At 62.7% G+C, this 24,146-nt stretch carries 17 protein-coding genes; 7 read left to right on the forward strand and 10 right to left on the reverse strand.

What is annotated here, in order from left to right:
* Positions 1-303: 303 nt before the first annotated feature.
* The 6 genes from VLU25_07230 to VLU25_07255 form a co-directional block, all read right to left on the reverse strand.
* Complete coding sequence (locus tag VLU25_07230; GenBank protein HSR67716.1) at positions 304-1,629, reverse strand: PQQ-binding-like beta-propeller repeat protein; 1,326 nt, start codon at positions 1,627-1,629, stop codon at positions 304-306.
* A gap of 92 nt (positions 1,630-1,721) precedes the next feature.
* Positions 1,722-3,725: a sulfatase-like hydrolase/transferase gene (locus VLU25_07235; protein ID HSR67717.1), complete on the reverse strand. Its 2,004-nt coding sequence runs from the start codon at positions 3,723-3,725 to the stop codon at positions 1,722-1,724.
* A gap of 11 nt (positions 3,726-3,736) precedes the next feature.
* The gene (locus VLU25_07240) at positions 3,737-5,824 is read right to left on the reverse strand and encodes a sulfatase-like hydrolase/transferase (protein HSR67718.1); all 2,088 of its coding nucleotides are present in this window, start codon (positions 5,822-5,824) and stop codon (positions 3,737-3,739) included.
* Positions 5,825-5,826: 2 nt separating this feature from the next.
* Positions 5,827-7,431 (reverse strand): GWxTD domain-containing protein, encoded by a 1,605-nt coding sequence (locus tag VLU25_07245; GenBank protein HSR67719.1) that lies wholly within the window; start codon positions 7,429-7,431, stop codon positions 5,827-5,829.
* Positions 7,432-7,481: 50 nt separating this feature from the next.
* On the reverse strand, positions 7,482-8,414 hold the full coding sequence (locus VLU25_07250; GenBank protein ID HSR67720.1) for a tetratricopeptide repeat protein: 933 nt from the start codon (positions 8,412-8,414) through the stop codon (positions 7,482-7,484).
* Positions 8,411-10,066: a CRTAC1 family protein gene (locus VLU25_07255; protein HSR67721.1), complete on the reverse strand. Its 1,656-nt coding sequence runs from the start codon at positions 10,064-10,066 to the stop codon at positions 8,411-8,413. The genes VLU25_07250 and VLU25_07255 overlap by 4 nt, the downstream gene beginning before the upstream one ends.
* A 210-nt stretch (positions 10,067-10,276) precedes the next feature.
* On the opposite strand from VLU25_07255, the gene VLU25_07260 reads away from it, so the two are divergent.
* Together VLU25_07260 and VLU25_07265 are read left to right on the forward strand one after the other, a co-directional pair.
* The gene (locus VLU25_07260; protein HSR67722.1) at positions 10,277-12,967 is read left to right on the forward strand and encodes a hypothetical protein; all 2,691 of its coding nucleotides are present in this window, start codon (positions 10,277-10,279) and stop codon (positions 12,965-12,967) included.
* 147 nt (positions 12,968-13,114) lie between these two features.
* Entirely contained in the window at positions 13,115-13,582 is a 468-nt protein-coding gene (locus tag VLU25_07265) for a universal stress protein (GenBank protein HSR67723.1), read from the forward strand.
* A 315-nt stretch (positions 13,583-13,897) separates the two neighbouring features.
* Here the strand turns inward: VLU25_07265 and VLU25_07270 are convergent, their stop codons facing one another.
* Both VLU25_07270 and VLU25_07275 read right to left on the reverse strand, forming a co-directional pair.
* Positions 13,898-15,784, reverse strand: coding sequence for a M36 family metallopeptidase (locus VLU25_07270; protein HSR67724.1), 1,887 nt, complete (start codon positions 15,782-15,784; stop codon positions 13,898-13,900).
* A gap of 387 nt (positions 15,785-16,171) precedes the next feature.
* Positions 16,172-16,525: a PilZ domain-containing protein gene (locus tag VLU25_07275; GenBank protein HSR67725.1), complete on the reverse strand. Its 354-nt coding sequence runs from the start codon at positions 16,523-16,525 to the stop codon at positions 16,172-16,174.
* Positions 16,526-16,689: 164 nt separating this feature from the next.
* Between VLU25_07275 and VLU25_07280 the strand changes: the two genes are divergently transcribed.
* A complete protein-coding gene (locus tag VLU25_07280; GenBank protein ID HSR67726.1) occupies positions 16,690-17,106 on the forward strand; it encodes a hypothetical protein in 417 nt (138 codons plus the stop codon).
* Between the two features lie 14 nt (positions 17,107-17,120).
* Here the strand turns inward: VLU25_07280 and VLU25_07285 are convergent, their stop codons facing one another.
* Positions 17,121-19,199 carry a S9 family peptidase gene (locus VLU25_07285; protein HSR67727.1) on the reverse strand — a complete coding sequence of 693 codons (2,079 nt, stop codon included), beginning with the start codon at positions 19,197-19,199 and terminating at the stop codon, positions 17,121-17,123.
* Between the two features lie 173 nt (positions 19,200-19,372).
* On the opposite strand from VLU25_07285, the gene VLU25_07290 reads away from it, so the two are divergent.
* The 4 genes from VLU25_07290 (at position 19,373) to VLU25_07305 (ending at position 23,427) form a co-directional block, all read left to right on the forward strand.
* Complete coding sequence (locus VLU25_07290) at positions 19,373-19,939, forward strand: TetR/AcrR family transcriptional regulator (protein HSR67728.1); 567 nt, start codon at positions 19,373-19,375, stop codon at positions 19,937-19,939.
* 252 nt (positions 19,940-20,191) lie between these two features.
* Positions 20,192-20,812, forward strand: a complete 621-nt coding sequence (pncA, locus tag VLU25_07295; protein HSR67729.1) for a bifunctional nicotinamidase/pyrazinamidase — start codon at positions 20,192-20,194, stop codon at positions 20,810-20,812.
* 46 nt (positions 20,813-20,858) lie between these two features.
* Entirely contained in the window at positions 20,859-22,241 is a 1,383-nt protein-coding gene (locus VLU25_07300) for a nicotinate phosphoribosyltransferase (GenBank protein HSR67730.1), read from the forward strand.
* 28 nt (positions 22,242-22,269) lie between these two features.
* Positions 22,270-23,427: a hypothetical protein gene (locus tag VLU25_07305; GenBank protein HSR67731.1), complete on the forward strand. Its 1,158-nt coding sequence runs from the start codon at positions 22,270-22,272 to the stop codon at positions 23,425-23,427.
* A gap of 87 nt (positions 23,428-23,514) precedes the next feature.
* Here VLU25_07305 and VLU25_07310 read toward each other — a convergent pair whose 3' ends face one another.
* Positions 23,515-23,949: a CBS domain-containing protein gene (locus VLU25_07310; GenBank protein ID HSR67732.1), complete on the reverse strand. Its 435-nt coding sequence runs from the start codon at positions 23,947-23,949 to the stop codon at positions 23,515-23,517.
* Positions 23,950-24,146: the final 197 nt, after the last annotated feature.

A 24,146-nucleotide genomic window follows, 5' to 3' on the forward strand; every position in this document is an offset into this window, starting at 1 on the left:
ACCTTTGCCGTCTGAAACCCAGGGTGGCGCCGCCGTCTCGCTTGCGCTCGCCGGGGCTGACCCTGGGCTGGCGAATCGCTCGCCTTCAGCGAGCCCGGACTTGACTTCCAACACTGTCGCTGGGGTGGCGAATCGCTCGCCTTCAGCGAGCCCGGACTTGACTTCCAACACTGTCGCTGGGGTGGCGGATCGCTCGCCTTCAGCGAGCCCGGACTTGACTTCTAACACTGACCCTGGGCTGGCGGATCTGTCCCTTTCAGACAAAAAACGGCGGCCCTGGCTCAGAACTTATGACCGGCAGCACTAGTTGCCGATGGCGATGAGGTGGTTTTGGGTGCGCCAGTACCAGGTGCCGTCGACCAGGGCCGGGGAGGCCAGGATGGGCTCGCCCATTTCGTTGGTGTGGAGCAGGTTGTACTCGCGTCCGGCCTGCACCACGAAAGTCTGGCCCTCGTCGTTGGTGAAGAAGAGCTTGTCGCCGACAGCCACCGGCGAAGACGAGAAGCCTTCGCGGACGGGCTTGCCCATGCGGGCTTGGTAAACCAGGTCGCCGCTTTCCGCCTCATAGACGGTGAGGATGCTCAGCATGTCGTTGATCATGTAGAGCAGGTCCCCGTGGAGGATGGGCGAGGGGACGAAGGGCGAACCCTTGGCGGCCCGCCATTCCAGGTGGGTCTCGGTAACGTCTCCCGAGCCGCCGGGACGGATGGCCAGGGTGGGGCCGGCGCGTCCCGAACTGCAGAAGAGCAGTCCATGGCCCACCACGGGCGTTGGGATGACCTCGAAGGTGTTGCCGCGACAGGTCCACAGTTCGCTGCCGGTCTCGGGGTCGTAGGCGTTGACGGCCCGGTTGCTGCTGACCACGATCTCGTCGCGGTCTCCGGCGCGCACGGCCACGGGAGTTCCCCAGCCCACGCGTCCCTCGCGCGGGGTGCGCCAGATCTCCTCGCCGCTGTGCTTGTTGAAAGCGGCGATAAAGGCGTTCTCGGGCAGGTCCTGATAGAGGATCAGCTTGTCTTTGTAGAGCAGGGGGGAACCGGCGGTCCCGTGAAAGGCGCGGCTGACGTCGCCCACGCCGGCGGTCCAGGCGATCTTGCCCTCGAAGTCGACCGCCATCAGCCCGTGTCCGCCCAAGTAGGCGTAGACCCGCTCACCGTCGGTGACGGGCGTGGAGGAGGCGAATCCGTTCTTGGGATAGGGCCGGGCCAGCTTGGGATCGGTAGGTGCGAAAGCTTCCCAGGCCAGGCTGCCGTCCGACCGCTCGAAGGCCAGAATGGCGCGCCGTTCTCCGCCCTCGTAGGCACTGGTGAGAAAAATGTAATCGCCCCACACGATGGGAGAGGAGTTGCCCGCTCCGGGCACCTCGGTCTTCCAGAGCACGTTTTCGCTGGACGACCAGGTGACGGGATACCCCTCGCCCTTGACCCATCCTTGCCCCGAAGGCCCGCGCCAGCGCGGCCAGTACTGCCGGCCCTCCTCGGACACTCCCAGCATGTAAACGCCGCTCTCGTCGGCCTCGTTGGAGGCCTTTTCCGAGGCTTTCTCAGCCGTAGCCGAAGTCATCAGCACCGAAGCCGCGAGCAGCAAAGCGGCAACCGTCATCCATCCCCAAACCGCACGTCCGCGCATCTTCACCTCCGCCTGTTAACCAGTTGGCTCCAAAGACGAGCCGCCCAATCCCATTGTTCCGTGAATCGCCTCTGCGGCGCAAGCCCGCGGCCTTAAGGACGCTGGAAGAGAGAGGGGTTGAGGGTGCGGGCCTTCTGCAGGTGCTCCTGGGCCTTTTCGGGGTTGCCGGCGCGTCCGTAGGCCGAGGCCAGATTGGCGTGCAGGAGGGCGTTCTCGGGCTCCAGGGAAACCGCCTTCTCGAGGATGCCGATGGCCTCCTGATGGCGGTTGGCCAGGGAGTAGCTGGCGCCCAGGTTCCCCATCACGAAGACATCGGCGGGGGCCAGCCGGTGAGCCTTTTCCAGTTTCTCCAGGGCCTCGGTGAGCAGCCCCTGCCTGCGTTGCAGGACGGCCAGGTTGGAGAGGGCCCGGACGTGCTCGGGCTCTTGCTTGAGCACCAGTTCAAAGCCGGCGGAGGCCTCGGGCAAACGCCCCAACTGCATGTAGGTCATGGCCAGGTCGAAGTTGGCCGGAGCATTGTCGCCTTCCATCCCCACCACCTTCTTGAACTCCTCCAGCGCCTGTTCATAGCGCTGAGTCTCGAAGTAGCTCTGGCCCAGCTTGTAGCGCACCAGCTTGAGTTCGGGTTCCTGCTCGAGCACCTGGCGGTAGCCCGCGATGGCCTGGTCGTGGCGTCCTGCCTGGGTGAGTTCCATGAGGCCCACGATGCGGTTGTAGAGGTCGATCTTTTCCCGCGGAGCCGGCAATTCTCTCCAGGAATCGTCGTCGGCGACCTGGCGGGAGAAGGCGGCATAGCCCAACGACTGCAGGCGGGCCTGGGTTTCGGGATCGATTTCCAAGGCGGCCTGTGAAGAGGCCTCGTCGCGGGAGATGCGGGCCGTGAATTCCCGCAGCCGCGAGGAGAGACTGTTGGCCAAGGCCTGTTCCCGGCCCGCCAGGTTGTCCGATTCCTGGAAGTCCTGTTCCAGATCGAAGAGTTCGGGGGAGGGGCTGAGGATGTACTTGTCGTCCTCCAGGATCAGGGCGCGCAACTGGCTCCAGCCGAACTGATAGCGAGGATAGTAGCTTTCGGCGTAGAGGGGCTGCGGAGTGGACGTCCTGCCGCGTCCCAGCATGGCGGCGAAGCGCCCCTCTCCCTGCACCTGGGCCGAGGCGCCGCGGGGCAGACGCAGGATCTGGCTGAGAGTGGGGAAGACGTCCACCAGGCTGATGTACTCTTGCAGCGCGCGTCCGCCTTGCTCGCCCTGGGGAAGCCGGATGATGAGAGGCACCTGGAGGGTGGAGTTGTAGATGAAGAATCCGTGAGTCCCTTCGCCGTGCTCTCCCAGGCTTTCGCCGTGATCACCGGCCAGGGCGATGACGGCGTCCTGATAGCGGTTTTGTTGGCGAAGAGCCTCCAGCAGGCGTCCCACCTGGGCGTCGCTGAACTCGATCTCGCCGTCGTAGGGCCGCCCGGGGTGATTTGAGGCGTAGGGCTGGGGAGGCTGGTAGGGATCGTGGGGGTCGTAGAGATGAACCCACAGGAACACCGGCCTGTCGTCGGACTGCCCGTTCAGCCAACGCAGGGCTTCGTCCACAACCTCGTCGGCGCTGCGCTGTACGTATCCGGGAGAGATGCGCTGCAGTTGGGAGAGGTCGAACTCGTCGTAGTAATGATCGAATCCCTGGTCGAGTCCGAACTTGGAGTCGAGCACGTAAGAGCCCACCACGGCTGCGGTCGAGTATCCTCGCTGAGACAGCACTTCGGCCAGGGTCAGCATCCCGTCCGGCACCTTGAAGCCGGCGTTGTCGCGCACCCCGTGGTAGGGCGGATAGGTTCCCGTCAGCAAGCTGGTGTGGGCGGGCAGGGTGAGGGGGACCGGCGAGAAGGCCCGCTCAAAGCGGACGCCCTCCTTGGCCAGCTTGTCGATGTGAGGAGTGCGGGCCTCCTGGTAGCCGTAGCAGCCCAAGCGGTCGGCCCGCAGGGTGTCGATGGTGATGAGGATGACGTCCGTCTTCGATTCGGGCCTGGCTTCGGACTGAGCAAACGCCGCGGCCGGGGAGCAGCAACAAAGCAGCGCGGCGGCCATCGTTCTGAACAGCCTCGAAGTCCTCATGCTCTTGCTCCTCAAATCGACGGCACCTGCAGGTTGGGATCGATCTGCTTGGCCTTTCTATAGGCCTCCCGGGCCTCCTCGGGTCGCTGGTTGCCCAGCAGCGCGTGGCCCAGGTAGAGATGGGCCAGGGCACTCTGCGGAGCCACCGCCACCGCCTTGCGGGCTTCTTCCAGCGCCTCGGGAAAGCGGCGCAGTTGCAACAGGGCCAGCGTGAGGTTGATGTGGGCCTGAGGATGGCCGGGAGCCAGCCGCAAGGCGTCGCGATAGCTGGCCGCGGCCTCTTCCAGTTTCCCGGCTTGAAAGAGAAAGGCTCCCAGGTTGTTGCGGGCGTCGACGCTGTCGGGACGCAGCTCGACCACCTTGCGTTGCTGCTCGACCGCCTCCCCAATCTTGCCGCTGCGTGCCAGCAGGCGGGCCAGCATTTCCTGGGCCCCGTAGTGGCGGGGATCGCGCTCGATCAGTTGGCGGCAGGTCTCGATGGCTTTGGAGGTCAGGCCGGCCTGCAGATAGGACTGGGCCAGCGAAAAGCGGGCGGGATCGGAATCGGGATTGCGGCGAATGGTCTCGCGATACTGCTCGATGGCCTTGAGGTGCATCCCCGCCTTGGCGTACTCGGAGGCCATGAGGAAGTGCACCAGCGGCATCTCGGGCTCTTCTACGGCCACTCTTTCCAGCAGCTCCAGCGACTCCTCGACTTGTCCCTTGCGGGAATGCTCGATGGCCCGGTTGAGCTGGTTGTAGACCTCGATTTTGTCCTTGGGATCGGGCAGCGACGAGTAGTCCTCCGTGGTACCTCCCTGGGCGAAGGCGACATAGCCCAGCGATTGCAGGCGGGCGATGGTTTCGGGGTCGACCTGGGAGTCTTCGGGCGCCGTTTCGTGCTGGGCGGCGTACTTGTTCTGAATCTCCCTCAACTCCTCGGAAAGGCGGTTGGCCAGGGCCTGATTGCCCTGGAAGAGGTTTTTCAACTCGCCTCCGTCCTGGGCCAGGTCGTAGAGTTCGGGACGGGGGGCCTGGATGAACTTGTCTCGGCCGTTGGAGAGGCTGAAGAGGGGCGCCCAGCCGAAGTGGACGCGCGGGTAGTGGGTCTCGGCATAGGCGGGAAGATCGGCCTCACGCCGGCCCAGCATGTAGGCCAGCAGTCCTTGGCCCTGCATCCAGGGGGGAATCTTGTGGCCCAACAGTTGGCAGATGGTGGGAGCCAGGTCGACGGCCCGCACCTGCGGACGCACCCGCACCCCTGAAACCGCTCGCGGCCCGGCTCTGCCCTGGGGAGCCTTGATGATGAGAGGCACGCGCAGGACGCTTTCATAGATGAAGAAGGCGTGATAGCGCTCTCCATGCTCTCCCAGGCTCTCACCGTGATCGGCGGTGAAGATGATCAGCGACGGGTCGTAGAGCTGGTGGTCCTTGAGCCGCTCCAAAAGGCGTCCCGTCTGGGCGTCGACGTAGGCGATTTCGCCGTCGTAGGGATTGGCGGCAAAGCGCGTCCGGTAGGGCTCGGGCGGCTGGTAGGGATCATGGGGATCGTAGAGGTGCACCCAGAGGAAGAAGGGCTCTTGCCGGTGGGCGTCCATCCAGGCCAGGGCCCGCTCGACGACGGTCGAAGCAGGACGCTCCATGCGGTCGAAGTCGACCCGCGAAGCGGAGGCGTCCTGGGCGATGTCGTCGTCGTAGTGCTGAAAGCCGCGGTCCAGTCCCCAGTCGGAGGAGAGTACGGAAGCGCCCACGAAGGCGGCTGTGGCGTAGCCTCTCTCGGCGAACCACTCGGCCAGGGTGGGAATGTCCTCGCGCAGGCGTCCCACCACGTCCTGCAGGCCGTGGAAATGGGGATAGGTGCCGGTCAGGATGGTGGCGTGCGAGGGCAGCGTGATGGGAGTGTGCACCAGGGCCTTCTCGAAGACGGCCCCGTCCTTGGCCAGCGCCTCCATGACGGGCGTTTCGGCGCCTTGATAGCCGTAGGGCGAAGTGCGGTCCGAGCGCAGCGTGTCGATGGTGATGAGGATGACCGGCGGCTTGAGATCGCCCTCTCCCTGGCGGACGCCCGCCGCCGTCGACAAGCACATCGCCGCGACCGCCGCTAAGGGAGCCAAGCGCATGCTCAACTCCCCTGAATCTTGAAGCGCGACTTGGTGACGACTTTCTGCCCTGAAAGCAAGTCGTTGACGCGCACGATCAGTTCGTAGTCGCCTTCCTTGAGATCGCTGAGCGGGATGGAGCGGACCAGCACCATGCGCCTGGGCGAGGCGTAGTTGATGGAAGATCCCGAGCGGTCGGTGAAACGGGCCTGCAGGCGTCCGTTGCGCTGGATCTCGTATTCCACCTCGACACTGGGCGAGAGGGTGGACTGGTCGATCTGCACGTTGTGCACCTGGCAGTAGACGCCCATGTCGTCGTCGGGATGGAACTTCCGGGTCACGCTGGGGATGACCCTGACGTCGCCGATGACGAAGGTCTCGGGACGCTCGGGAATGCCCTCCAGCGTGTCCAGGCGCTCGGCCAGCACTACCGGCGAAGCCACCAAGTGGTCGGCTTCCATGGCCGGGATGAAGATGCTGCGGGTGCTGGTGCCCAGGTTGCCGCTGTTGAGGTCTTTGGCCACCAGTTCGATCTTGTAGCGGCCCGCCTCGGCGGCCACGATCTTCTGGAAGACCGAACGCTGGGTGCGTCCCGCTTCTAACTGATGCTCGGCGTACTGCGAATTGAGCACCTCTTCGAATTCGGCGATGACCTCGCCGGTCATCGAGGTTACCTTGCCGTAGACGCCCACCCGGGCCAGGTAGCGGTCGTCCCGCTGCTCGAATTGCAGGTCTTTGTTGGCGATCTGCATGGTGATGGGCATCAGCGCGTTGGACTCGTCGATCCAGATATGGGAGGCGTCCAGGTTGAGGGGCAGGACCTGGTAGCTGACCCGGGCGTCGACGATCTTCTGCAGCTCTTTCTGCTTGATCTCGGGCGGACGCTGCAGCCTGAAGTACTGCAGGGCCCGCTCCATGGGCAGATCCTTGCGGCGGACGCCCATCATGCGCCGCATGAAGTCCATGTTGTTGAGGTTGCCGGGGTGGAGTCCGGGACGCTGGGCCCGCGAGGCCAGTCCCAGCTTTTCAGCCGTGGTCAGGCCTTCGCCGTCCACGTGCAGGTTGATGTCCTTCTCCCAGGGATAGAGGGCCAGCTTGAACTCGCCGGTCATGGAGCGGTCCACGAACTCCACCTCCACGTCCTGCCCCACGCCCGGGATGTAGTTGTAAGTCCACACCTCGAAGGGGAAGACGTTGGTGCGCCCGCCGCCTTCCCAGGGCTTGCGCTTGTAGTTGCCGCCGGGATGGTACTCGGTCTCGTCGGGAGGCCCGAAGGTGATGTAGATGCGTCCGCGGTCGGTCTTCCACCCGGGGATGCCGCTGCCGTAGCGGTCGTTGACGAAAGCGATGCGGCGGTAATGCTCTTCCTTGTACTCGTTGATTTCGGTGGTCAAGTCGGCGTCGCGCCGCTTCCAGAACTGCTCGATGAAGGCGTCCTTCTCTTCAGGCGTCGTGAGGGACTCGAAGACCTCCAGTTCGTCTTCGGTGATCAGGTAGACGACATCTTGCTCGATCCACTTCTTGTAGTAGTCCTCGGCTTCCTCCTGACGGGATGACTGGCCCAGCAGGACGCCCAGGGCCATCATCGCCGCTATGGAGATGCTCAGACTGGCAGGAAAAAGTCTCATCCCATTCAACATTGTATCCGTCCTTGTCCGATCACGACGAGTAACGGCCCTCAGTTCCTCAGTTCTTGAAACTTTTTCAGTTGCTCGGCCGCCTTCTCGGGCTCTCCGGAATCGCGGTAGAGCTGGGCCAGCAGGTAGCGGGCGGCAGCGTCCTGGGGCTGCAGCCTGACCTCTTCCAGGGCCGCCTCGAGGGCTTCCTGCATGCGCCCGCTTTCTCGGTAACCCTTGGCCAGCAGCAGGTGCAGCCGGGGCAGACGGGGCTCCAACTGCTTCGCCGTGTGTAGATGCGTCAGGCCTTGATCTGTTTCACCCATCTGCAACAGCACCTCCCCCAATTCCATCTGGGCCAGGGCGTTCTGGGGATAGAGGCGGACCTCGCTGAGAAGGGCGTCGCGTGCATCCTCGGGTTGGCCGTTGTTGAGATAGATCTTGGCCAAGTGGTAGTGGACGCCGGGGAAGCGGGGATCGCGCAGGGAGATGGCCCGGAACTGTTCCATAGCCAGATCGGAACGGGAGGAATTGTGGTAGAGGCGTCCCAGATAGAGACGAGCCGTCAGGTAGTCGGGATCAAGCTCCACCGCCTGCTTGAAGGCCGACAGCGCCTCTTCGTTCCGGCCGGCCCGCAGCAACACCACTCCCAGGTCGTTGTGAAGCCCCGGGTTGCCGGCCTCGAGCTGGATGGCCCGCTGCAGGTGTCCAACTGCCTCGAAGGGCCGTTCAACGGCGGCCAGGGTGAGTCCATAGAGATGATGGTAGGCGGAGTTCTGTTCGTCCTGCGAAAGAGCCATTTGCGCCAGGCGGTTGGCCTGCCTGAACTGGTTCTGGCGGAACTGCTCCAACGCCAACTGGTAATAGGACTCGCCGCGGCCGCTTTGCTGAGGCTCTTGCCCGGCCGCCTGGGGCCATCCCGCTCCCAATGCGCCAATCCAGCACAGCAAGGAGCAAAACACCCGCAAGCGCCGAGGTTGCGGGCGGCTTCTCATGGCTTGCCTCCCGGAGCTGCTTTCAGTTCCCGCGGCGACTCGCCCTGGAGCAGGCGGTAGAAGCGGTTGGCGGCGATGTCGGTGAAGACCTGGCTGCTTCCGTCGGGCCAGCGCACATGCATCTTGTTCACCTTCTCATGGCCGGCCAGGCCGAAGTGCAGCCGCAGGTCGCTGCCCGACTGAAAGCTGACGCCCGCCTGCACTTCCTGGGACTGGCGAAAGGAGTCCGTCTCGATGGTCACCACGGCGCCCACCGCGTCGCGGTTGCTTTTTTCCCCTGCCAGCAGGTGGACGTTGATCCAGTGACCGGCCTGGTTGCCCCCCTCGTTGCGCAGCAGTTGAGGACGCCCGTCCAGGTTGTTGATGGCGATGTCGATGTCGCCGTCCTGGTCATAGTCGGCGAAAGCCGCGCCGCGCGAGGCCGAAGGAACCAGCAGGTCGGCCCCGGACGATCCGGTGACGTTCTGGAAGCCCTGGCCGTCATTGCGGTAGAGCAGCTTGGGCTGCAGGTAGCGGGTGCCGATGGCGAATTCATCGACCTGAGGATAGACGTGCCCGTTGGCCACGAAGAGATCCATCCAGCCATCGTTGTCGTAGTCGAAGAACTGGGTGCCCCAGCCCAGCATCTGGCGGCTTGAGAATCCCAGTCCGGAGGCGTAGCTGTGGTCGCGGAAGAGTCCTTGGCCCTGGTTGCGGTAGAGGGTGTTGTGGTCGTCCGAGAAATGGGTCACGTAGAGGTCGACCTGCCCGTCGCGGTCGTAGTCGCCCATGGCGATGCCCATACCGGCTTGAGCGTTGCCGTCCTCGCTGAATGCCGTGCCGGCCATCAGGGCCGTCTCTTTGAAAGTGCCGTCGCCCTGGTTGATGAAATGCAGGTTGGCCATCGAGTCGTTGGCCACGTAAAGGTCGGGATCGCCGTCGCCGTCGGTGTCTCCCCAGATGACCCCCAAGCCGAAGGAGGGTTTGACGGCGCCCACGCCTGAAGCGGACGTCACATCGGCAAAAGTGCCATCGCCCTTGTTGCGGTAGAGAACGTCGGCGGCGCCTTTCATGCCCTTGGGTCCGCAGTGCACCTTGAGAGCCCGGTAGTTGCAGGAGCGCTGGTGGGCCTTCTCGAATTCGTAGTCGACGTAGTTGACGACATAGAGGTCGAGATTCCCGTCTCCGTCGTAATCGCCCCAGGCCGCTGAGGATCCCCAGCCCGCGTGGTCCACCCCGGCCTGCTTGGCGATGTCGGTAAAGGTGCCGTCCCCGTTGTTGCGGAAGAGGTGGTTGGGCCCGAAGTTGCAGACATAAAGATCGCTGTCGCCGTCGTTGTCGAAATCGACGGCCACGGCGCCCATGCCCCAGTGCAGGCCCTCTACTCCGGCGCGGGCGGTAACGTTTTCGAAAGTGCCGTCGCCGCGGTTGCGGAAAAGGGCGTTGGAAGCGCTTCGCGAGCCGCTGCGCAGGCCTTCCCAGGTGCCCCCGTTGACGAAATAGAGGTCGAGCGAGCCGTCGCCGTCGAAGTCGATCCAGGTCACTCCGCCGCTCATGGTGTCGAGCAGCGCAGCCTTGTCGGGGCTGCCGCTCACGTGCTGAAAATCCAGCCCCGTTTGGGCCGCCACGTCGACGAATTGCACCTGGCCCGCCAACAGAAAAAGGGAAAGCATCAACATCAACCCAACAAGTATAGACGAATCCCCCTCTCCCACGTGCCCGATGTGTTCCGAGGTCGGGCCGTTTGGCGGACTCGGTCAGTCTGCTAAAAAATTCGCTTGCGTCTGCGACGAGTGGGGGCATGGGGTATCCTAAGAGGCATGCAGCGGGGACAGGCGACCCAGATTCACAGACCTCGCGAAAGGCTTTTTGCGGGGGGACGGATGACGGGAGTCTGCTTGCTTTCGGCCTGCCTGGTCTTGACGGCCGGCAGCACTTTCGCGCTGGCCGGCTCACAAGTCTGCCGCGTCTTTGAGGTTCCCCTGGGCGACGCGCTGACCGATTTGCAGGTGGCCGCCATCAGCGCCGATGGAGAGCGAGTGCTCTTTACCACCGCGGCTGATCTGACCGGATCCAATCCCCAGCAGCTCAACCAGGTCTTCGTGGCGGATTTGCAGATCGGTTCCCTGCAGCAGATCTCCTCCTTCACGGTGGCCCGTGATCCGCAACCGGTGCGGGCCTCGGCCGATCTGGGCCTTGTCGTCTTTTCCTCCACTTCGGATTTGACGGGAGAGAACGCCGACGGCAGCAGCGAGATCTTCCTGTTGCAAGCGTCCTCAGGAGAGCTGATCCAGATCACCGAATCGCCGGACCTGAACGGCGACGGGTCCATCCACCCGGTTATCAGCGCCGACGGCAGCCGCATTGCTTTCGTTTCCAGCGACGACGTCATCCAGTCCAACCCCTTCGGGCCTCAGCTTTTCCTCTACAACGTGGCGGAGGGAACCCTGCAGCAGGTCACCTTGCTGCCCGACCGTCGATTCGGCGTGCCTTCGCTGGACGCCTCCGGGGGCAGGCTGACCTACGTCGTCTCCGAAGAGGGGGTCAGAGACCGCATCGTTACGATCGATCTGGAGACTCAGCAGGACAGGGTGCTCCTGATCAGCGAAACCCTCTCCGCTCCCTTCACCAGCGGAGACGGAAGCCGCCTGACCTTCGCCACCAGCGACGATCCCACCTCGGGCAACGCCGATCACAGCGCCGAGATCTATTTGCTCAGCCAGGTGTCGGATGCCGAGACTTCCTTGCAGCAGGTCACTCACAGCTTCCGCTCTCAGGGATTGGCTTCCATTGGCGCCCCCTCGATGAGCGCCGACGGGCTGCGCATCGTTTTCCCATCCCAGATCGACCTTACCGGACGCAACCCGTTCGGCAGCTTCCAACTGTACAGTTTCGATCTTGAAGAGCGCGACCTGGTGCAGGTTACGAGAGGAGACAGCGCCGTGTTAGGGGGGCAGATCCCGCTCAGCGCCGATGGACGCCGGATGGCTTTCGTGACCTCCCTGGACACGGCAGGCCAGAGTCCTCAGGCGCCGCGCTCTCTGCGCTGGGCCCAATGCAGGATTCGTCCTCTGCCGCTGCTGGTCTTTCCCCAGGTGGCCGACGGCGGAGGCATCCGCTCCGAGGTGATTTTGACCAATCCCGGACGCAGCCTTGACCAGGGACATATCGTCTTCCGCGACCGGTCGGGGGCGCCTCTGCAACTGAGCTTCGAGGGGCAAGCGGCCAGCCGGGTCGACTTCTCGGTGAGTCCCGGCGGCACCTTCAAGCTGGTCAGCGATGCGGGAGAGGATCTGAGGCTGGGTTATGCCGAGGTCTTTTCCCAGGTCTCGAGCTCTCGCCTCTCAGGCAGCCTCATCTTCACTCTCAACGGAGAAGTGTCGGTCACCGGCCAGCCGCCCGGCAAGGAATACCACGTTTTCACCGAGAGTCGGGCAGACTCCAAGTCGGGAGTGGCCCTGGCCAACGTTTCCACCCGGGCCGCCGACATTCAACTCACCCTGCGCGATGCCGACGGCTCCATTCTGCGCCAGCGCAGCCTCAATTTGGCGGGAGGAGAAGGTGTTTCTTCTTTCATCGACGAACTCTTCCCCGATGCTCCGGCGGCTTTCGGCGGCTCTCTTCATGCCCGCTCCGATCGGTTTTTCGCCATGATGGGGTTGCGCCAAAGCTCCGACTTGTCCCTTTCCAGCCTGAGCGGCGCCCCCACGGCTTTCCCCAATGCCGCTTCCCAGATGCTTTTCTACCTCGACGCTGGGATCGACCTGACGGCGCTGGACTTGACTCCTCAGCGATTGGCTGAGGGAACGGTCAGCGAGCTGACCGGCTTCTCGGCTTCGCAGAACCCCCATCTGATCGAACTCGTCAACATCCATCCCGCTCAAGCTGTCACCCTCCATCTCCGCTATTTCAATGATCGTTGCCGCCAGGTGCTCGAATTTCTGCTGGTGCTGGACTGCGGGGAGACCCGGCTCATCGATCCCTTCGACCTGGACATTCCGGCCACCACCTTCGACACCCGCGAATGGATTTTCCAGGGGGCCCCCGGAGGCGGGGCCGGACTGCGGGGCAGCGACTTCCGCTCGGGACGCTTCGGCCTTTCGGTCACCGCCGTGGGGGCTTCCCGCAACATCGACGGCGAAGCCGACCTGATCAGGCCCTGGCAGTTGGGCGAGACTCCGCAATGTGCCCCAGAGGTGGGTGAGATCGGCACCCAGCCCGGTCTTAATCCGGCCAATCTCCACAGTTGCAACGCCCTTCCCATGTCCTTCGATTACCTGCTGGGCCGCCAAGTTGCCGACGGCAGCGCCGATTCCTGCCAGGGGCCGCTGTGGATTGCCGACGAACAATTGCGCTCGGAAAGCCAAGTCACTCGCCAACTGATCCTGCGCCAGCCGGGAGCCGGGCTGTTTTCGTGCTTGGAACCGGTAGAAGTTGTCAACTGCTCCCTCATCGAGACCTTGAACCAACTGGGCAGCAGCCACTGCGGAGAGCAGCAGGTGCGGTCCAGCCTGCTGATCAAATTCCCTCTGCCAACCTTCCAGTTGCTTCCCGGAAACCCGTCCAACCCATAGAGCCCCGCAGCGAGCCTTTTCACCTAGCGATCCTCCCCATTGTGGGCATTTCACACAGTTGCAGCGCGGTTTCAGGGCCCTGGTGCTGGCATGAGGATTGCAAGGATTCAGTGCGAAGCCGGCTCCCTCGGGAGGTGAGCCATGCAAATGAAGAAAGTCATTGCCGCCACCGATTTCTCAGAGGCCTCCCTAGTGGCCTTGGAAACGGTTTTCAACCTGAACCTTGAAAATGACGCGACAATTTATCTGGTTCACGTCTTGGACATGCCGGCTGGAATCGATCCTATGGGAACGCTGGGGCCTTCCTTGAACGAATTCAAGGAAGAAGCCCGGCAAAAACTGGAGCGGATGGTTCCCGCCAACGTGCCCGCGGGAGTGGACATTCAGTTGGTGGTCTTGCGGGGGACGCCTTCTAAGGCGATTTCAGATTTTGCCCTCGAGCAGGACGCCGATCTGATTGTGGTTTCCACTCATGGCCGCAGCGGACTGGCGCGGCTGCTCATGGGCAGCACGGCTGAAACCCTGCTGCGCAAAGCGCCTTGCCAGGTCTTGGTGGCCAAGCACAAGGCGACCCTCCACCAGAACCTTCCCGAGGAAGAAACGATAGGGGCTTAAAGCCCAAAGATCCTAGCGAAAAACCGGGCCGCTTTCATCGCCGCGTGGCGATGGGCGGCCCGGTCCTCTTTTAGGGGACAATTTCAAGAACCGTCCCGTTCTTTGCTGCCTTGGGATCTGGTCCAGTGCGTCAGAAGCTATGAGCCACCTTGTCGCGTTATTCCACGCTTTCAGCGTTCGGCCCTTTACCGTCTGACACCCAGGGTGGCGCCGCCGTCTCGCTTGCGCTCGCCGGGGCTGACCCTGGGCTGGCGAATCTGTCCCCTTCAGGGACAAGAAACGGCGGCCCTGGCTCAGAATTTAAGACCGGCAGCACTAGCGGCAGGTCTGGTTGCCCGGACGTCCCCTGCACTTGTTGGAGCAGCACTCGCTGTCGGAGGAACAGGAGCCGCCGGCTCCGGTGCACTGGGGAGGATCTCCTCCTCCTCCGCACTCCTGGGGAAGGTCGAAGGACTCGGTGATGTCGACGTTGCCCCCGAAAGGACCTCCCGAGATGGTGGCCGCAGCGCCGTCGCCGATGCCGAAGGCGGCCGCCGCTTCCCAGATCAGGCAGTCATGAACGGAATCGGGCGAAGCGGCCAGCATGCCGTCTCGCATGTCTTCCATGGCCGGCCCGGAGGGCGTGAAGTTCATGCCGTCGACGATGTAGTCCCAGAGCGTGTCTTTGGGAATGCTGTTGGCTTGGAACAGCTCCCACATGCGCCACACCGTGGCAGCCCAGATCTCGCCGTCGAAATGGACGCTGCTGCCGGTGAAATCGCCGTAGGTGCGGGAATAGTTGGTGTAGGGCTCGGAACGGATGCCGACTGGGTCGTTGAAGGAGTATTCGCCCACCCTGTCATCGTCGTTGGTGAGGATGGCCAGCACGTCCGACTCGCCTTCGCCGATGGCTCCCGACATGGGGCCAGACATGTTGCCGATCATGCGCCAGGTCAGCCCGTGGCCGTACTCATGCCAGGGGATGTCGGAGTCCAGATCGCCGTCGCGGCGGGGCGTGCTGAAGGTCCACAGGTACATCTGCATGCGAGGGTTGGAGCCGTCCGAAGGCGTGGCGAAGTTGGCGTTGTTGGTGCTGCCGCCGTCCTGGGCCTCGACGTTGACCGAGTCGGAGCCCGATCCGCCGTTGCCGAAATTGTCTTCCTGAAAGTTGCCCGCCGACTCCACGAAGCCATGGCTGTAGAGCTTGTCGTGGATGACGTTGCACAAGTAGAAGAGGTTCTGCACCGCCACCGCCGGATTGTCGCCCGAGGTGGGATCGATGCTCAGGTTGGCCGAAGCCAAGAAGTTGCCGTCGGTGACCGAAGTGCCGCCCGCGTCGGGAGCGTTGTTGTTGTCGTGGTCAAGATAGGCGTGGCAGTTGTTGCCGCTGATGTTGATGGTGGTCTGACCGGAAGCGAAGAGCCAGCCGACGGGCGACTCGGCGTTGCCCGAGCCAGGCCCCGAAACCACCGTCTGAGAGGAATTCCCGGGATGATCGGGAAAGATGTTGTAGGAATCGACGGCCGTACGCAGTTGCGTGGCCAGAAGGCGTCCGTTTCCGTCCACGAGAGTCTCGTGAAGAATATTGTCGTCCTGAGTCCAGGTTTCGACCGCGAAGCCTTCGCGCAGTGAACCGTCCTGCATGGGAATGGCCACCCGCGTCACCTTGGGACTGCGATAGAAAAAACCGTAGTTGGTGAATTGCGTGGTGCGCTCGCGCTGGGAAACCTCGTCCAGGTCGGTCGGCTGAGCCGGGTAAAGGGCTCTGAGGACTGAGGACAGCGCCTGGCGCTCGCCGATCACGGCCGGCCGGATGCCTTCTTGGGGGACCTCAACCAGGTTTTCGATCAGGTGAACCAGGCTGCCGTCCGCCCTCATGGCCGCTCTCACGTAGGTTCCGTACACGCGCAGTCCGTCAACCTCCTGCTCCTGACGCACCAGGATGAGTTCGTCTTGCTCCGGAGCATTGAGGCGGTGCCTGCGCGGCCGGAAGGGCGAGTCGGCCAGGGAGGGTTGATAACGGGCCGGTCGAATGGAGCGGACCGTGCGCGCGCTCACCCGCTTCTGGCGCAGAAATGAAGAAATAATCTCACCCACGGGGGCCTGGGAAGGCCCGGTCAGGGCGGAAGTGTCCGAGGAGAAAACACGGGTTCCCTCAGTGGTGAAGTTGACCGGTTGATCGCTGTCCTGAGCCAGCAGAGCGCCGGTTGTTACAACGGCCAACAGGCCAAAAACTATGCCAAGTCTAGTCAATAGGTGCAATGTTGCGTCCTCCTGAAAGGATGAACCGCCGCACCCGCATGCGGGCGCGGCCAACTGGAATGCGCTTCGGAACGGGGCAACCTCTGCCCTGCCGGCGCTTTCCCCAAGGTCAAGTCCTAGTCTGAGCAGTCGCATCGGGAACGATCCGCGCTTGAAAAGATCGCTTGAGTGTCGACTTGATATATGCGTCACAAAGCAACTAGCGATATTGCCCTGTTTCCTTGGCTTGATTATGAGCCCATGGCCTTCCTGGCCACTCTAGGTTTATTGGGGCTGGTTCGTCAAGTTTTATTTACTGTATAAGAAAGTGGGTTCAACTTCACTGGAGAACTGGAATCCTTAGCAGGATCAGTCGGACACTTGACCGTGGCGGATGATGAGTTGCTCGATGTCGGCGACGGCCTGCGGCGTCAGGTTGCGGAATTCGACTCCGAACCCCAACAGCTTGCCCCGCGGCGTCTTGATGGAACTCCGATGGCGGACTTCGGCCCCCAGATTGAACTGGCGCTGGCCGTCGGCCGATTTGAGGGCCAGTGTGATGCGGGCGCCTTTGGCGGGACAGACGCTCGACTCCAGGAAGGCCCCTCCTTCGGAAAGGTCGTGCATGCGCCCCTTGTGGACGGCTCCCTCATGGCGGAAAAGGCAAGCCAGGCTGACGCCCCAGCGGGTGAATCTGCGGCTAGGCTGTGGTTGTTGAGCCATGCATCCTCTTTCTCAAGGGCCCCTTGAGACGCTAAACCCCTTTGGAAGACGGTTGGCGGCCCGGTCAAAGTACATATCGGCAAATATCGGAAAAACTGTTCGCTCCAGGTGGAGCGTTGAACACCAGCCGGTGGGGTATCGTACAGTGAAGGGAGGAAGCAACCATGGAAACTCATGTCAAAGTGTTCGCGGTGTTGAATGTCCTGTGGGGCGGTATCGGAGTCCTGACAGCGTTCGGCTTGCTCTTCTTCTTCGGGTTGCTGGGCGGCGTTGCAGGCGTGGCCGGACTCTCGGAGCAGGAACCGGATGCCCTGGCCGGCATGACGGTTATGGCCCTGGTGGGCGCCTTTCTTTTCATTTTGCTGGGCGTGCTCTCCTTGCCCAGCTTGCTGGCCGGCATCGGCTTGCTGCAATTCCGCACCTGGGGACGGGTGCTGGGCATCGTCGTCAGCATTATCGACTTGATGCACTTCCCCTTCGGCACGGCTTTGGGCATCTACGGCTTATGGGTGCTTCTGCAGCCTGAGAGCGAGGTCCTCTTCAACGGGGGCCGGCCGGTCAGCCAGCCGGCCCGCGTCTAAGGCCGGCAGCGCGCCTATTCGGAAGCCGCGTCCTTTCCGTAGCGCTGGAACCAGGCCAGGATGTGATTGACCTTGGCGATCAGGTTGCTGGGGCGCCGGGCGATGCCGTGAGAGGCTTCGGGGATGCGCACCAGCATGCTCTCCACCTTGCGCAGCTTGAGGGCCTGGTAGAACTGCTCGCTCTCGGACATGGGAGTGCGGTAGTCGGACTCTCCCGTCAGCAGCATGGTGGGGGTCGTCACGTTGCCCACATAGGATAGCGGCGAGCGCTTCAGGTAATGCTCGGGATATTCCCAGGGAAAGCCCGGGAACCAATACTTGTAGAAGAAGTTGTAGGCGTCGGCGGTAAGCGTGAAACTGTACCAGTTGATGACCGGCTTGGCCACCACGGCGGCCCGGAAACGATCGGTCTTTCCGACGATCCAACTGGTCAGCACTCCGCCGCCGCTGCCTCCCGTCACGTAAAGCTGCTCAGGATCGACGTAGCCCTTTTCGATGACGGCGTCCACCCCGGACATCAAGTCGTCATAGTCCTGGCCCGGATAGTTGTGGTGGATCAGGTTGCCGAACTCCTGTCCGTAGCTGGTGCTGCCGCGGGGATTGGTGTAGAGCACGACGTTGCCGGCCGCCGCGTAGAGCTGGACTTCGGCCGAGAAGCGGTCGCCGTAGTTGGAGAAAGGACCCCCGTGGATCTCGAGCACCAGCGGGTACTTGCGCGAGGCGTCGAAGCCGGGAGGCGTGACGATCCATCCCTGGATGTCGCGCTGGTCGAACGAGGACTTGTACCAAATCTCTTCCACCTGCCCCAGTTCCTTGTGCCCGAAGAGGTCTTCGTTGACTCCGGTGAGCCGCCGCACCTCGTCATCTTCGGACGTCACGGCCAGGTCGGCGGGCCGAGTGGGGCGCGAGTAGGTGTAGGCGATGCGTCCGTTGTCGGAAACCGAGAAGGAGCCGCCGGCGTAAGGGCGTCCCAGGGAGGTGCCGCCCAGGTCGTCGGCGAGCTTGCTGACGTTGCCCTCGAGATCGACGAAAGCGACTTTGGTGTTGCCCTTGTCGGCATACTGGAAGAAAAGGCCGCTTCCGTCGCCGGCCCAGGAGGGATTGCCCGCGCTGCGGTCGAGCGAGGCCGTCAGGGAACGCGCTTGAGAGCCGTCGCGCTTCATCAGGTAAAGTTGGGTGACCTGGTATCCCTGGTAGCGGTCGTCGAATCCCAGGTAGGCGATATGGCTTCCGTCGGGGGAGAGTGCGGGAGCGTTGTCCGGTCCCTGGCGGGAGGTGAGGGCCTGGACCTGGCCGTCCTCGAGCGAGACCTGGTAGATCTCGGAGTTGAGGGGATCGTACTGCCAATCGGGGCGCCGGTTGCCCGAGAAGATCAACGACTTGGAGTCCTGCGACCAGACGGGAGCGCCGTGGCTGAAGGCCCCGGCCGTGATCTGGCGGGGAGTGCCTCCGCCCGAGGGCAGGACGAAAATCTGGGCGCTTCCCTCATCCAGGAATCCCGCACCGTCGGCCCGGTAAAGCAGTTCGTCGATGACCTTGGCGGGTGGAGCCCAGCGGGCGCCTTCGGGCTTGGAAGGCATGGAAGCGAAAGGCTTGTCGGGCGTCGCCACGAATTGGGTGAAAGCGATCTGTTCTCCGTCGGGGGACCAGGCGATATTGGAGGGAGAGCGCCTCAGGTGCGTCAGTTGGGCGCTTTGACCCGTGTCCATCCAGCGCACGTGAATCTGAGTCGATCCTCCCGCGTCGGAGAGGTAGAGCAGCCGGCCTCCATCAGGAGACCAGCGCGGCGATGATGCGTTCTCGCCGCTGCTGGTCAGCGGGCGGTGACCGCTCCCGTCCCAGGCGATGATCCACAAGGCCTCCCGGTTGCGGTCCGTCATGATGTCCATGGAGCGGCGCACGTAAACGATGTGCGAACCGTCGGGCGAGATCTGAGGGTCGGAGACATATTCCAGTTCGAACACGTCTTCGGCCTGGAAGATCTGGTTGTCGGGTTTGGGCGAATCGTTGGGTTCGGCTGCCCCGGCTAAAAGGGGCAATGACGCCAGCATGACCGCCGGCAAAAGGGAACTGAAAAATCTCAGTTTGCTCATTTTCATGGTTGCTCTCCCTCCTTTAAGTCCTGGTGGATTTCAGGTGTGCCTTCGATTGTGCCTGGAGCCCCGCCGGACTGCAACAAGCGATGGTCGTACCATTCTGACCCTTGCATCTAAGCCTGTGCCATAATGTGACGATGTGCTCGGCTAGTTACTCTTTTGATCGGCAAATGGCTCTGCAGAAAGCTGCCGATGTATTCAAGGCCCGAGGTTATCAACGGGCTTCCATCCAGCACCTGGTCGACGAGATGGGGATCAATCGGGCCGGGCTCTACGCCGCCTTTGGCGACAAGCACAGCCTCTTCTGCGAAGTCGTCGAGCAATACAGCGCCGATCTGTTGGGGAGAAGCCGCGCCATTCTGGGGGCAGCGGGCGACGCCCTCGACAATCTCTACCGATATCTCGACTTCCTGCAGGAACGCGCCCTCAAAGATCCCCGCCAGGGTTGCCTGATCAACACCACGGCGGTCGAAGTGGGCGCGGGTGATGCCCCCATCCATCAACGCATCAGCGGCATGTTCCAGGCGTTGGAGGAATCCTTGCAGGAGACTCTGCACCGGGCCGTCCATGAAGGAGATCTCAAGTCCGACTTGCCGGCCCATGCCTTGGCCCGCTTTTTTCTCTGCTTCATCCAAGGCCTGACCGTGGTCAGCAAGATGAGGATGCCGGCTGACTACCTGCTCGATTGCGTGGCCATGATGCGCTCTCAAATCGAGTCCCTTGAAGACCGCGACTGACGTTCGCCGCGGCCGGCGCCTGACCGGCCCCCCGCACCCCGGAGCTTCCAGCCTCCCTCGGCCCATCCTCTGATTGCACCCGATCCGCCGCTCGATCGGGCGCCTCGGCTGCTGCCTGCCCAGATCGCCGTAAGTCGTTCATTTTCGGGTACTTGGCTTGACAGTGGGGGCTTCCAATCCTATCGTAGTAAGTAGGGTCACGTGAAGAACCTGCGAACCTGTTGGGGTCGCTTTGACATATATAGGATTTCAATGAAAGCACAACTTGGATATCAAGATGCCCTGCTGGTCGTGGACGCCCAGAACGACTTTTTCCCGGGCGGCGCCCTGGCGGTGGACGAGGGAGACGAGATCATTCCGGTCCTCAACGCCTGGATCGAAGCCGCCGAGGAGGCCGGCAGCAAGATCTACGCCACCCGCGACTGGCACCCGGAGAATCATTCCACCTTCAAGCCTCAGGGAGGTCCTTGGCCGGTCCACTGCGTGCAAGGCAGCCGGGGAGCCGAGTTTCATCCCCGACTCAACTTGCCCTCCCGCACCAAGGTCGTCAGCAAGGGCGACGAGCCCGATTCGGAAGGCTATTCCGCCTTTCAGGCCACCGATCTGAGCAGCCGACTCCAGAACGACGACGTTGTGCGTCTATGGGTGGGCGGACTGGCTCAGGATTACTGCGTCAAGCACACCGTCTTGGACGCGCTCAAGACGGGATTGGAAGTGCATCTGATCAAGCCCGCCACCCGCCCCGTCAATTTGAATCCCGGAGACGGGGACGAAGCCCTGCAGCAGATGCTGGCCGCCGGCGCCATTCTGGAGGAGAGTCCAGAGGGACAGGTCGTAGCCAAGCACTCCGTCGTGCGCATGGCCCATCTCTGATCCTTAACCTCGGCCGTGCCTGTGGGCCGGCCGCCCGAGGACCGCCATGTCTGCGTCCAACAACTTGATTGAGAGCACCGATCTGGCGCTGTTTACCGATTTCTATCAACTCACGATGGTGCAGGCTTATTGGGAGGAGGGCTTGCAGGACAAAGCCGTCTTCGACCTCTTCGTGCGCCGCTTGCCCGAAGGGCGCCATTACTTGCTGGCGGCGGGACTCGAGGACGCCCTGGAATTCCTGCAGAACGTCCGCTTCGACGAGGACGCCATCCGCTATCTGGACTCGCTGGGCACCTTTTCCAGCCGCTTTTTGCGGGCCTTGAGGGACTTTCGTTTCCAAGGCGACGTCTACGCGGTGGCCGAGGGAACCCCCGTTTTTGCCGACGAGCCCATCGTGGAAGTCGAGGCGCCCATCGCCCAAGCCCAGTTGGTGGAAACCTTCCTCATGAACCAGATCCATTTTCAGACCCTGATGGCGTCGAAGGCCGCCCGCGTCGTGGAAGCAGCCCGCGGACGCACCCTCGTCGACTTCGGAACCCGGCGCATGCACGGCACCGACGCCGCCCTCAAAGCCGCTCGCGCCTTCCACATCGCCGGGGTGGACGCCACTTCCAATGTGGCAGCCGGACGCCGCCTGGACATCCCGGTCAGCGGGACCATGGCCCACAGCTACATCCAGGCTCACGATGACGAGTACTCAGCCTTCAAGGCTTTTTGCGGCGTCCATCCCGAGACCATCCTGCTGGTCGATACTTACGACACTCTGCAGGGTGTCAGACACGTCGTACGCTTGGCCGGGGAGCTGGGTGAGGACTTCAAGGTGAGGGGCATTCGTCTCGATTCGGGAGACCTAGCCGAGCTGGCCCGCCAATCACGCGCCATTCTCGACCGGGCCGGCTTGCAGCAGGTGGAGATTTTCGCCAGCAGCAGCCTCGATGAGCAGTCCATCAAGGAACTGCTCGACTCAGGCGCTCCCATCGACGGATTCGGGGTCGGCACCCGCATGGGCGTCAGCGCCGACGCGCCTTACCTGGACATCGCCTACAAGCTGGTCGGCTACGCCGGCAAGGGACGCATCAAGCTTTCCACCAGCAAGAAGCATCTCCCCTCGCGAAAGCAGGTCTACCGCCTCGAGAAGGGGGGAAAAGCCAGTTACGACGTGTTGGCGTTGCAAGAGGAGTCGTCGCCCGGGCGGCCGCTCCTGCAGCCCGTGATGAAGTCGGGGCGGCGCCTCGACTCCGCGTCCCCGACCTTGCGTGATTGCAGGCTTCGGGCCCGCGGCGAGATCGAACGCCTGCCGGCGCGGCTGCGCTCACTCGATGCGCTGGCGGAGCCCTACGAAGTGCGGGTCAGCGATGCTCTGAAGGAGGCCCGAGACGCACTGCAACAGGAACTCGAACAGAAACAACACAGACATCTCCCAACCTGACGTCTATAATCTCGAGAGGTGAATACCGATGTTTACTCATGAAGATCTGGCATGGTTGGCCCAAGAACGTGAGGGCAGGCCTTGCGTTTCCATCCTTATGCCGACCGACAGTCAAGCCCACAACATAGAAAAAGACACGATTCGCTACAAAAACCTCCTGCGCCAGGCCCGCGACAAACTCGGCCAACACGGATGGCGCAAGCCCCGGTTGGATGCCTTCTTCAAGCCTGCCGAGCGGCTCCTCCAGGATGAGACCTTTTGGCGCAAACACGCCGACGGACTGGCCGTCTTCATCAGCGAAGACGAGTTCAAGTGGTTTCGCACGCCGCTGGAGCTAAAGGAAGAGGCAGTGTTGGCCGAGCTGTTTCATATCACGCCCCTCATTTCCGTGCTCAACCGCGAGAGCCGCTACTTCGTCCTGGCATTGAGCCAGAAAGAAGCCCGCCTGATCGATTGCACCTCGGAGGGAACCCGGCGCTTGGAGTTGCCGGAAGCCTCCAAGGGCCTGGAAGGGACCGTGGCATACGACGCTCCCCGCAAGGAAGTCCAGTTTCATACCGGAACGGGCGAGGGACAAGCAGGGGGCAAGGGACGCCGGGCGGCCGTCTTTCACGGAAGCGGCGGAGTGCTGGAGAAAGAAAAGGAACTGATTCAGCAGTATTTCCGCATCGTCGACAAGGACGCTTCCAAGGCCCTTAAGGATCAGTCGGCCCCTCTCATCCTTGCCGGCGTGGATTACCTCTTTCCCATCTATCGGGAAGTCAATTCCTACTCCAACCTGCTCAAGGAGGGCATCGAGGGCAATCCCGACGAGGCTTCAGACAGGCAACTGGGCCAGAAAGGATGGGAGATCATCCGGCCCAAGATGGAGGAGGCCATTCAAAGGGCCCTGGCCGAATATGGAAATCTGGCCGCCAACGGGCGCGCCACCACCAATCTGGAAAAGATCGTCCCCCAGGCCATTGAAGGACGCGTACAGCGACTGTTCGTGGCTCATGATGCGCACTGCTGGGGCGGCATCGATCAGGGCGGACAGGCCTACGTACACGATCAGCGCCAGCCCGGCGACCTCGACCTCATCGACCTCTGCGCCTTGCGCACCCTGCTCCATGGACAGCCCGTCTATGCCATCGAGCAGGAGCGACTGCCGGAGGGCAAACCCATGGCCGCCATTTTCTACCACTAAGGCAGTGCGTCAGAAGTTTTGAGCCACCAACTTGGCAAGGCAGCCCTGGCTGAGAACTGATGACCGGCCGGGGGTTGTCGGGCGGAATCACTGGCCGGTGCCGGTGATGTAGCCTTTCAACTGTTCGATCATGTACTCCTGCTCGGAGATGATGGTCTTGACGACGTCGCCGATGGAGATGACGCCGACCAGCCGGCCTTCCTCCAGAACCGGAAGGTGGCGGATGCGCTGCTCGGTCATCAGTTCCATGCACTCGGGAATGCTCTGGTCGGGGCGCACCGTCGTCACCCGGCTGCTCATGATTTCTTCCACCCGGGTCTGCTTGGAGGCTTTGCCCTTGAGGATGACCTTGCGGGCGTAGTCCCTTTCCGAAAAAATGCCCACGAGGTTGTTTCCTTCCACCACCAACAGCGCGCCGACATTCTTCTCAGCCATCAGGGCAAGCGCCTGAAAGACGGAGTCTCCTGGAGCTACAGACCAGACTTGGCCGCCTTTTTTGTCGAGTAGTTGTTTGACCTTCATAGCCACTCCTTCCTGAGATGGACACCCGGCTCGAAGCGGGCAACGAGCAGTTTGTGAGCTGAGGAACTCAGTCCCCTTATGATAGGAGCCCGCCAGGCACCCCTGCAAATCCCTCCCGCCTCCAAGCCCAGCCGCTGCCGAGAGAATGGTGGCGACTGGGGAGAGCCGGCTGACGAACTCTCGCCTGAGCGCAACCC

The sequence above is a fragment of the Acidobacteriota bacterium genome, assembly GCA_035471785.1.
Classification (GTDB): Bacteria; Acidobacteriota; UBA6911; order RPQK01; family DATIPO01; genus JANQFM01.

What these genes read in the sequence shown, in the direction of transcription:
- VLU25_07265 (HSR67723.1), top strand. Translation starts at nt 13,115, where the DNA reads ATGAAGAAAGTCATTGCCGCCACCGATTTCTCAGAGGCCTCCCTAGTG.
- VLU25_07280 (HSR67726.1), top strand. Translation starts at nt 16,690, where the DNA reads ATGGAAACTCATGTCAAAGTGTTCGCGGTGTTGAATGTCCTGTGGGGC.
- VLU25_07290 (HSR67728.1), top strand. Translation starts at nt 19,373, where the DNA reads ATGGCTCTGCAGAAAGCTGCCGATGTATTCAAGGCCCGAGGTTATCAA.
- VLU25_07300 (HSR67730.1), top strand. Translation starts at nt 20,859, where the DNA reads ATGTCTGCGTCCAACAACTTGATTGAGAGCACCGATCTGGCGCTGTTT.
- VLU25_07285 (HSR67727.1), bottom strand. Translation starts at nt 19,199, where the DNA reads ATGAGCAAACTGAGATTTTTCAGTTCCCTTTTGCCGGCGGTCATGCTG.
- VLU25_07305 (HSR67731.1), top strand. Translation starts at nt 22,270, where the DNA reads ATGTTTACTCATGAAGATCTGGCATGGTTGGCCCAAGAACGTGAGGGC.
- VLU25_07260 (HSR67722.1), top strand. Translation starts at nt 10,277, where the DNA reads ATGACGGGAGTCTGCTTGCTTTCGGCCTGCCTGGTCTTGACGGCCGGC.
- VLU25_07240 (HSR67718.1), bottom strand. Translation starts at nt 5,824, where the DNA reads ATGCGCTTGGCTCCCTTAGCGGCGGTCGCGGCGATGTGCTTGTCGACG.
- VLU25_07310 (HSR67732.1), bottom strand. Translation starts at nt 23,949, where the DNA reads ATGAAGGTCAAACAACTACTCGACAAAAAAGGCGGCCAAGTCTGGTCT.
- VLU25_07255 (HSR67721.1), bottom strand. Translation starts at nt 10,066, where the DNA reads ATGCTTTCCCTTTTTCTGTTGGCGGGCCAGGTGCAATTCGTCGACGTG.
- VLU25_07250 (HSR67720.1), bottom strand. Translation starts at nt 8,414, where the DNA reads ATGAGAAGCCGCCCGCAACCTCGGCGCTTGCGGGTGTTTTGCTCCTTG.
- VLU25_07275 (HSR67725.1), bottom strand. Translation starts at nt 16,525, where the DNA reads ATGGCTCAACAACCACAGCCTAGCCGCAGATTCACCCGCTGGGGCGTC.
- VLU25_07235 (HSR67717.1), bottom strand. Translation starts at nt 3,725, where the DNA reads ATGAGGACTTCGAGGCTGTTCAGAACGATGGCCGCCGCGCTGCTTTGT.
- VLU25_07230 (HSR67716.1), bottom strand. Translation starts at nt 1,629, where the DNA reads ATGCGCGGACGTGCGGTTTGGGGATGGATGACGGTTGCCGCTTTGCTG.
- pncA (HSR67729.1), top strand. Translation starts at nt 20,192, where the DNA reads ATGAAAGCACAACTTGGATATCAAGATGCCCTGCTGGTCGTGGACGCC.
- VLU25_07245 (HSR67719.1), bottom strand. Translation starts at nt 7,431, where the DNA reads ATGAGACTTTTTCCTGCCAGTCTGAGCATCTCCATAGCGGCGATGATG.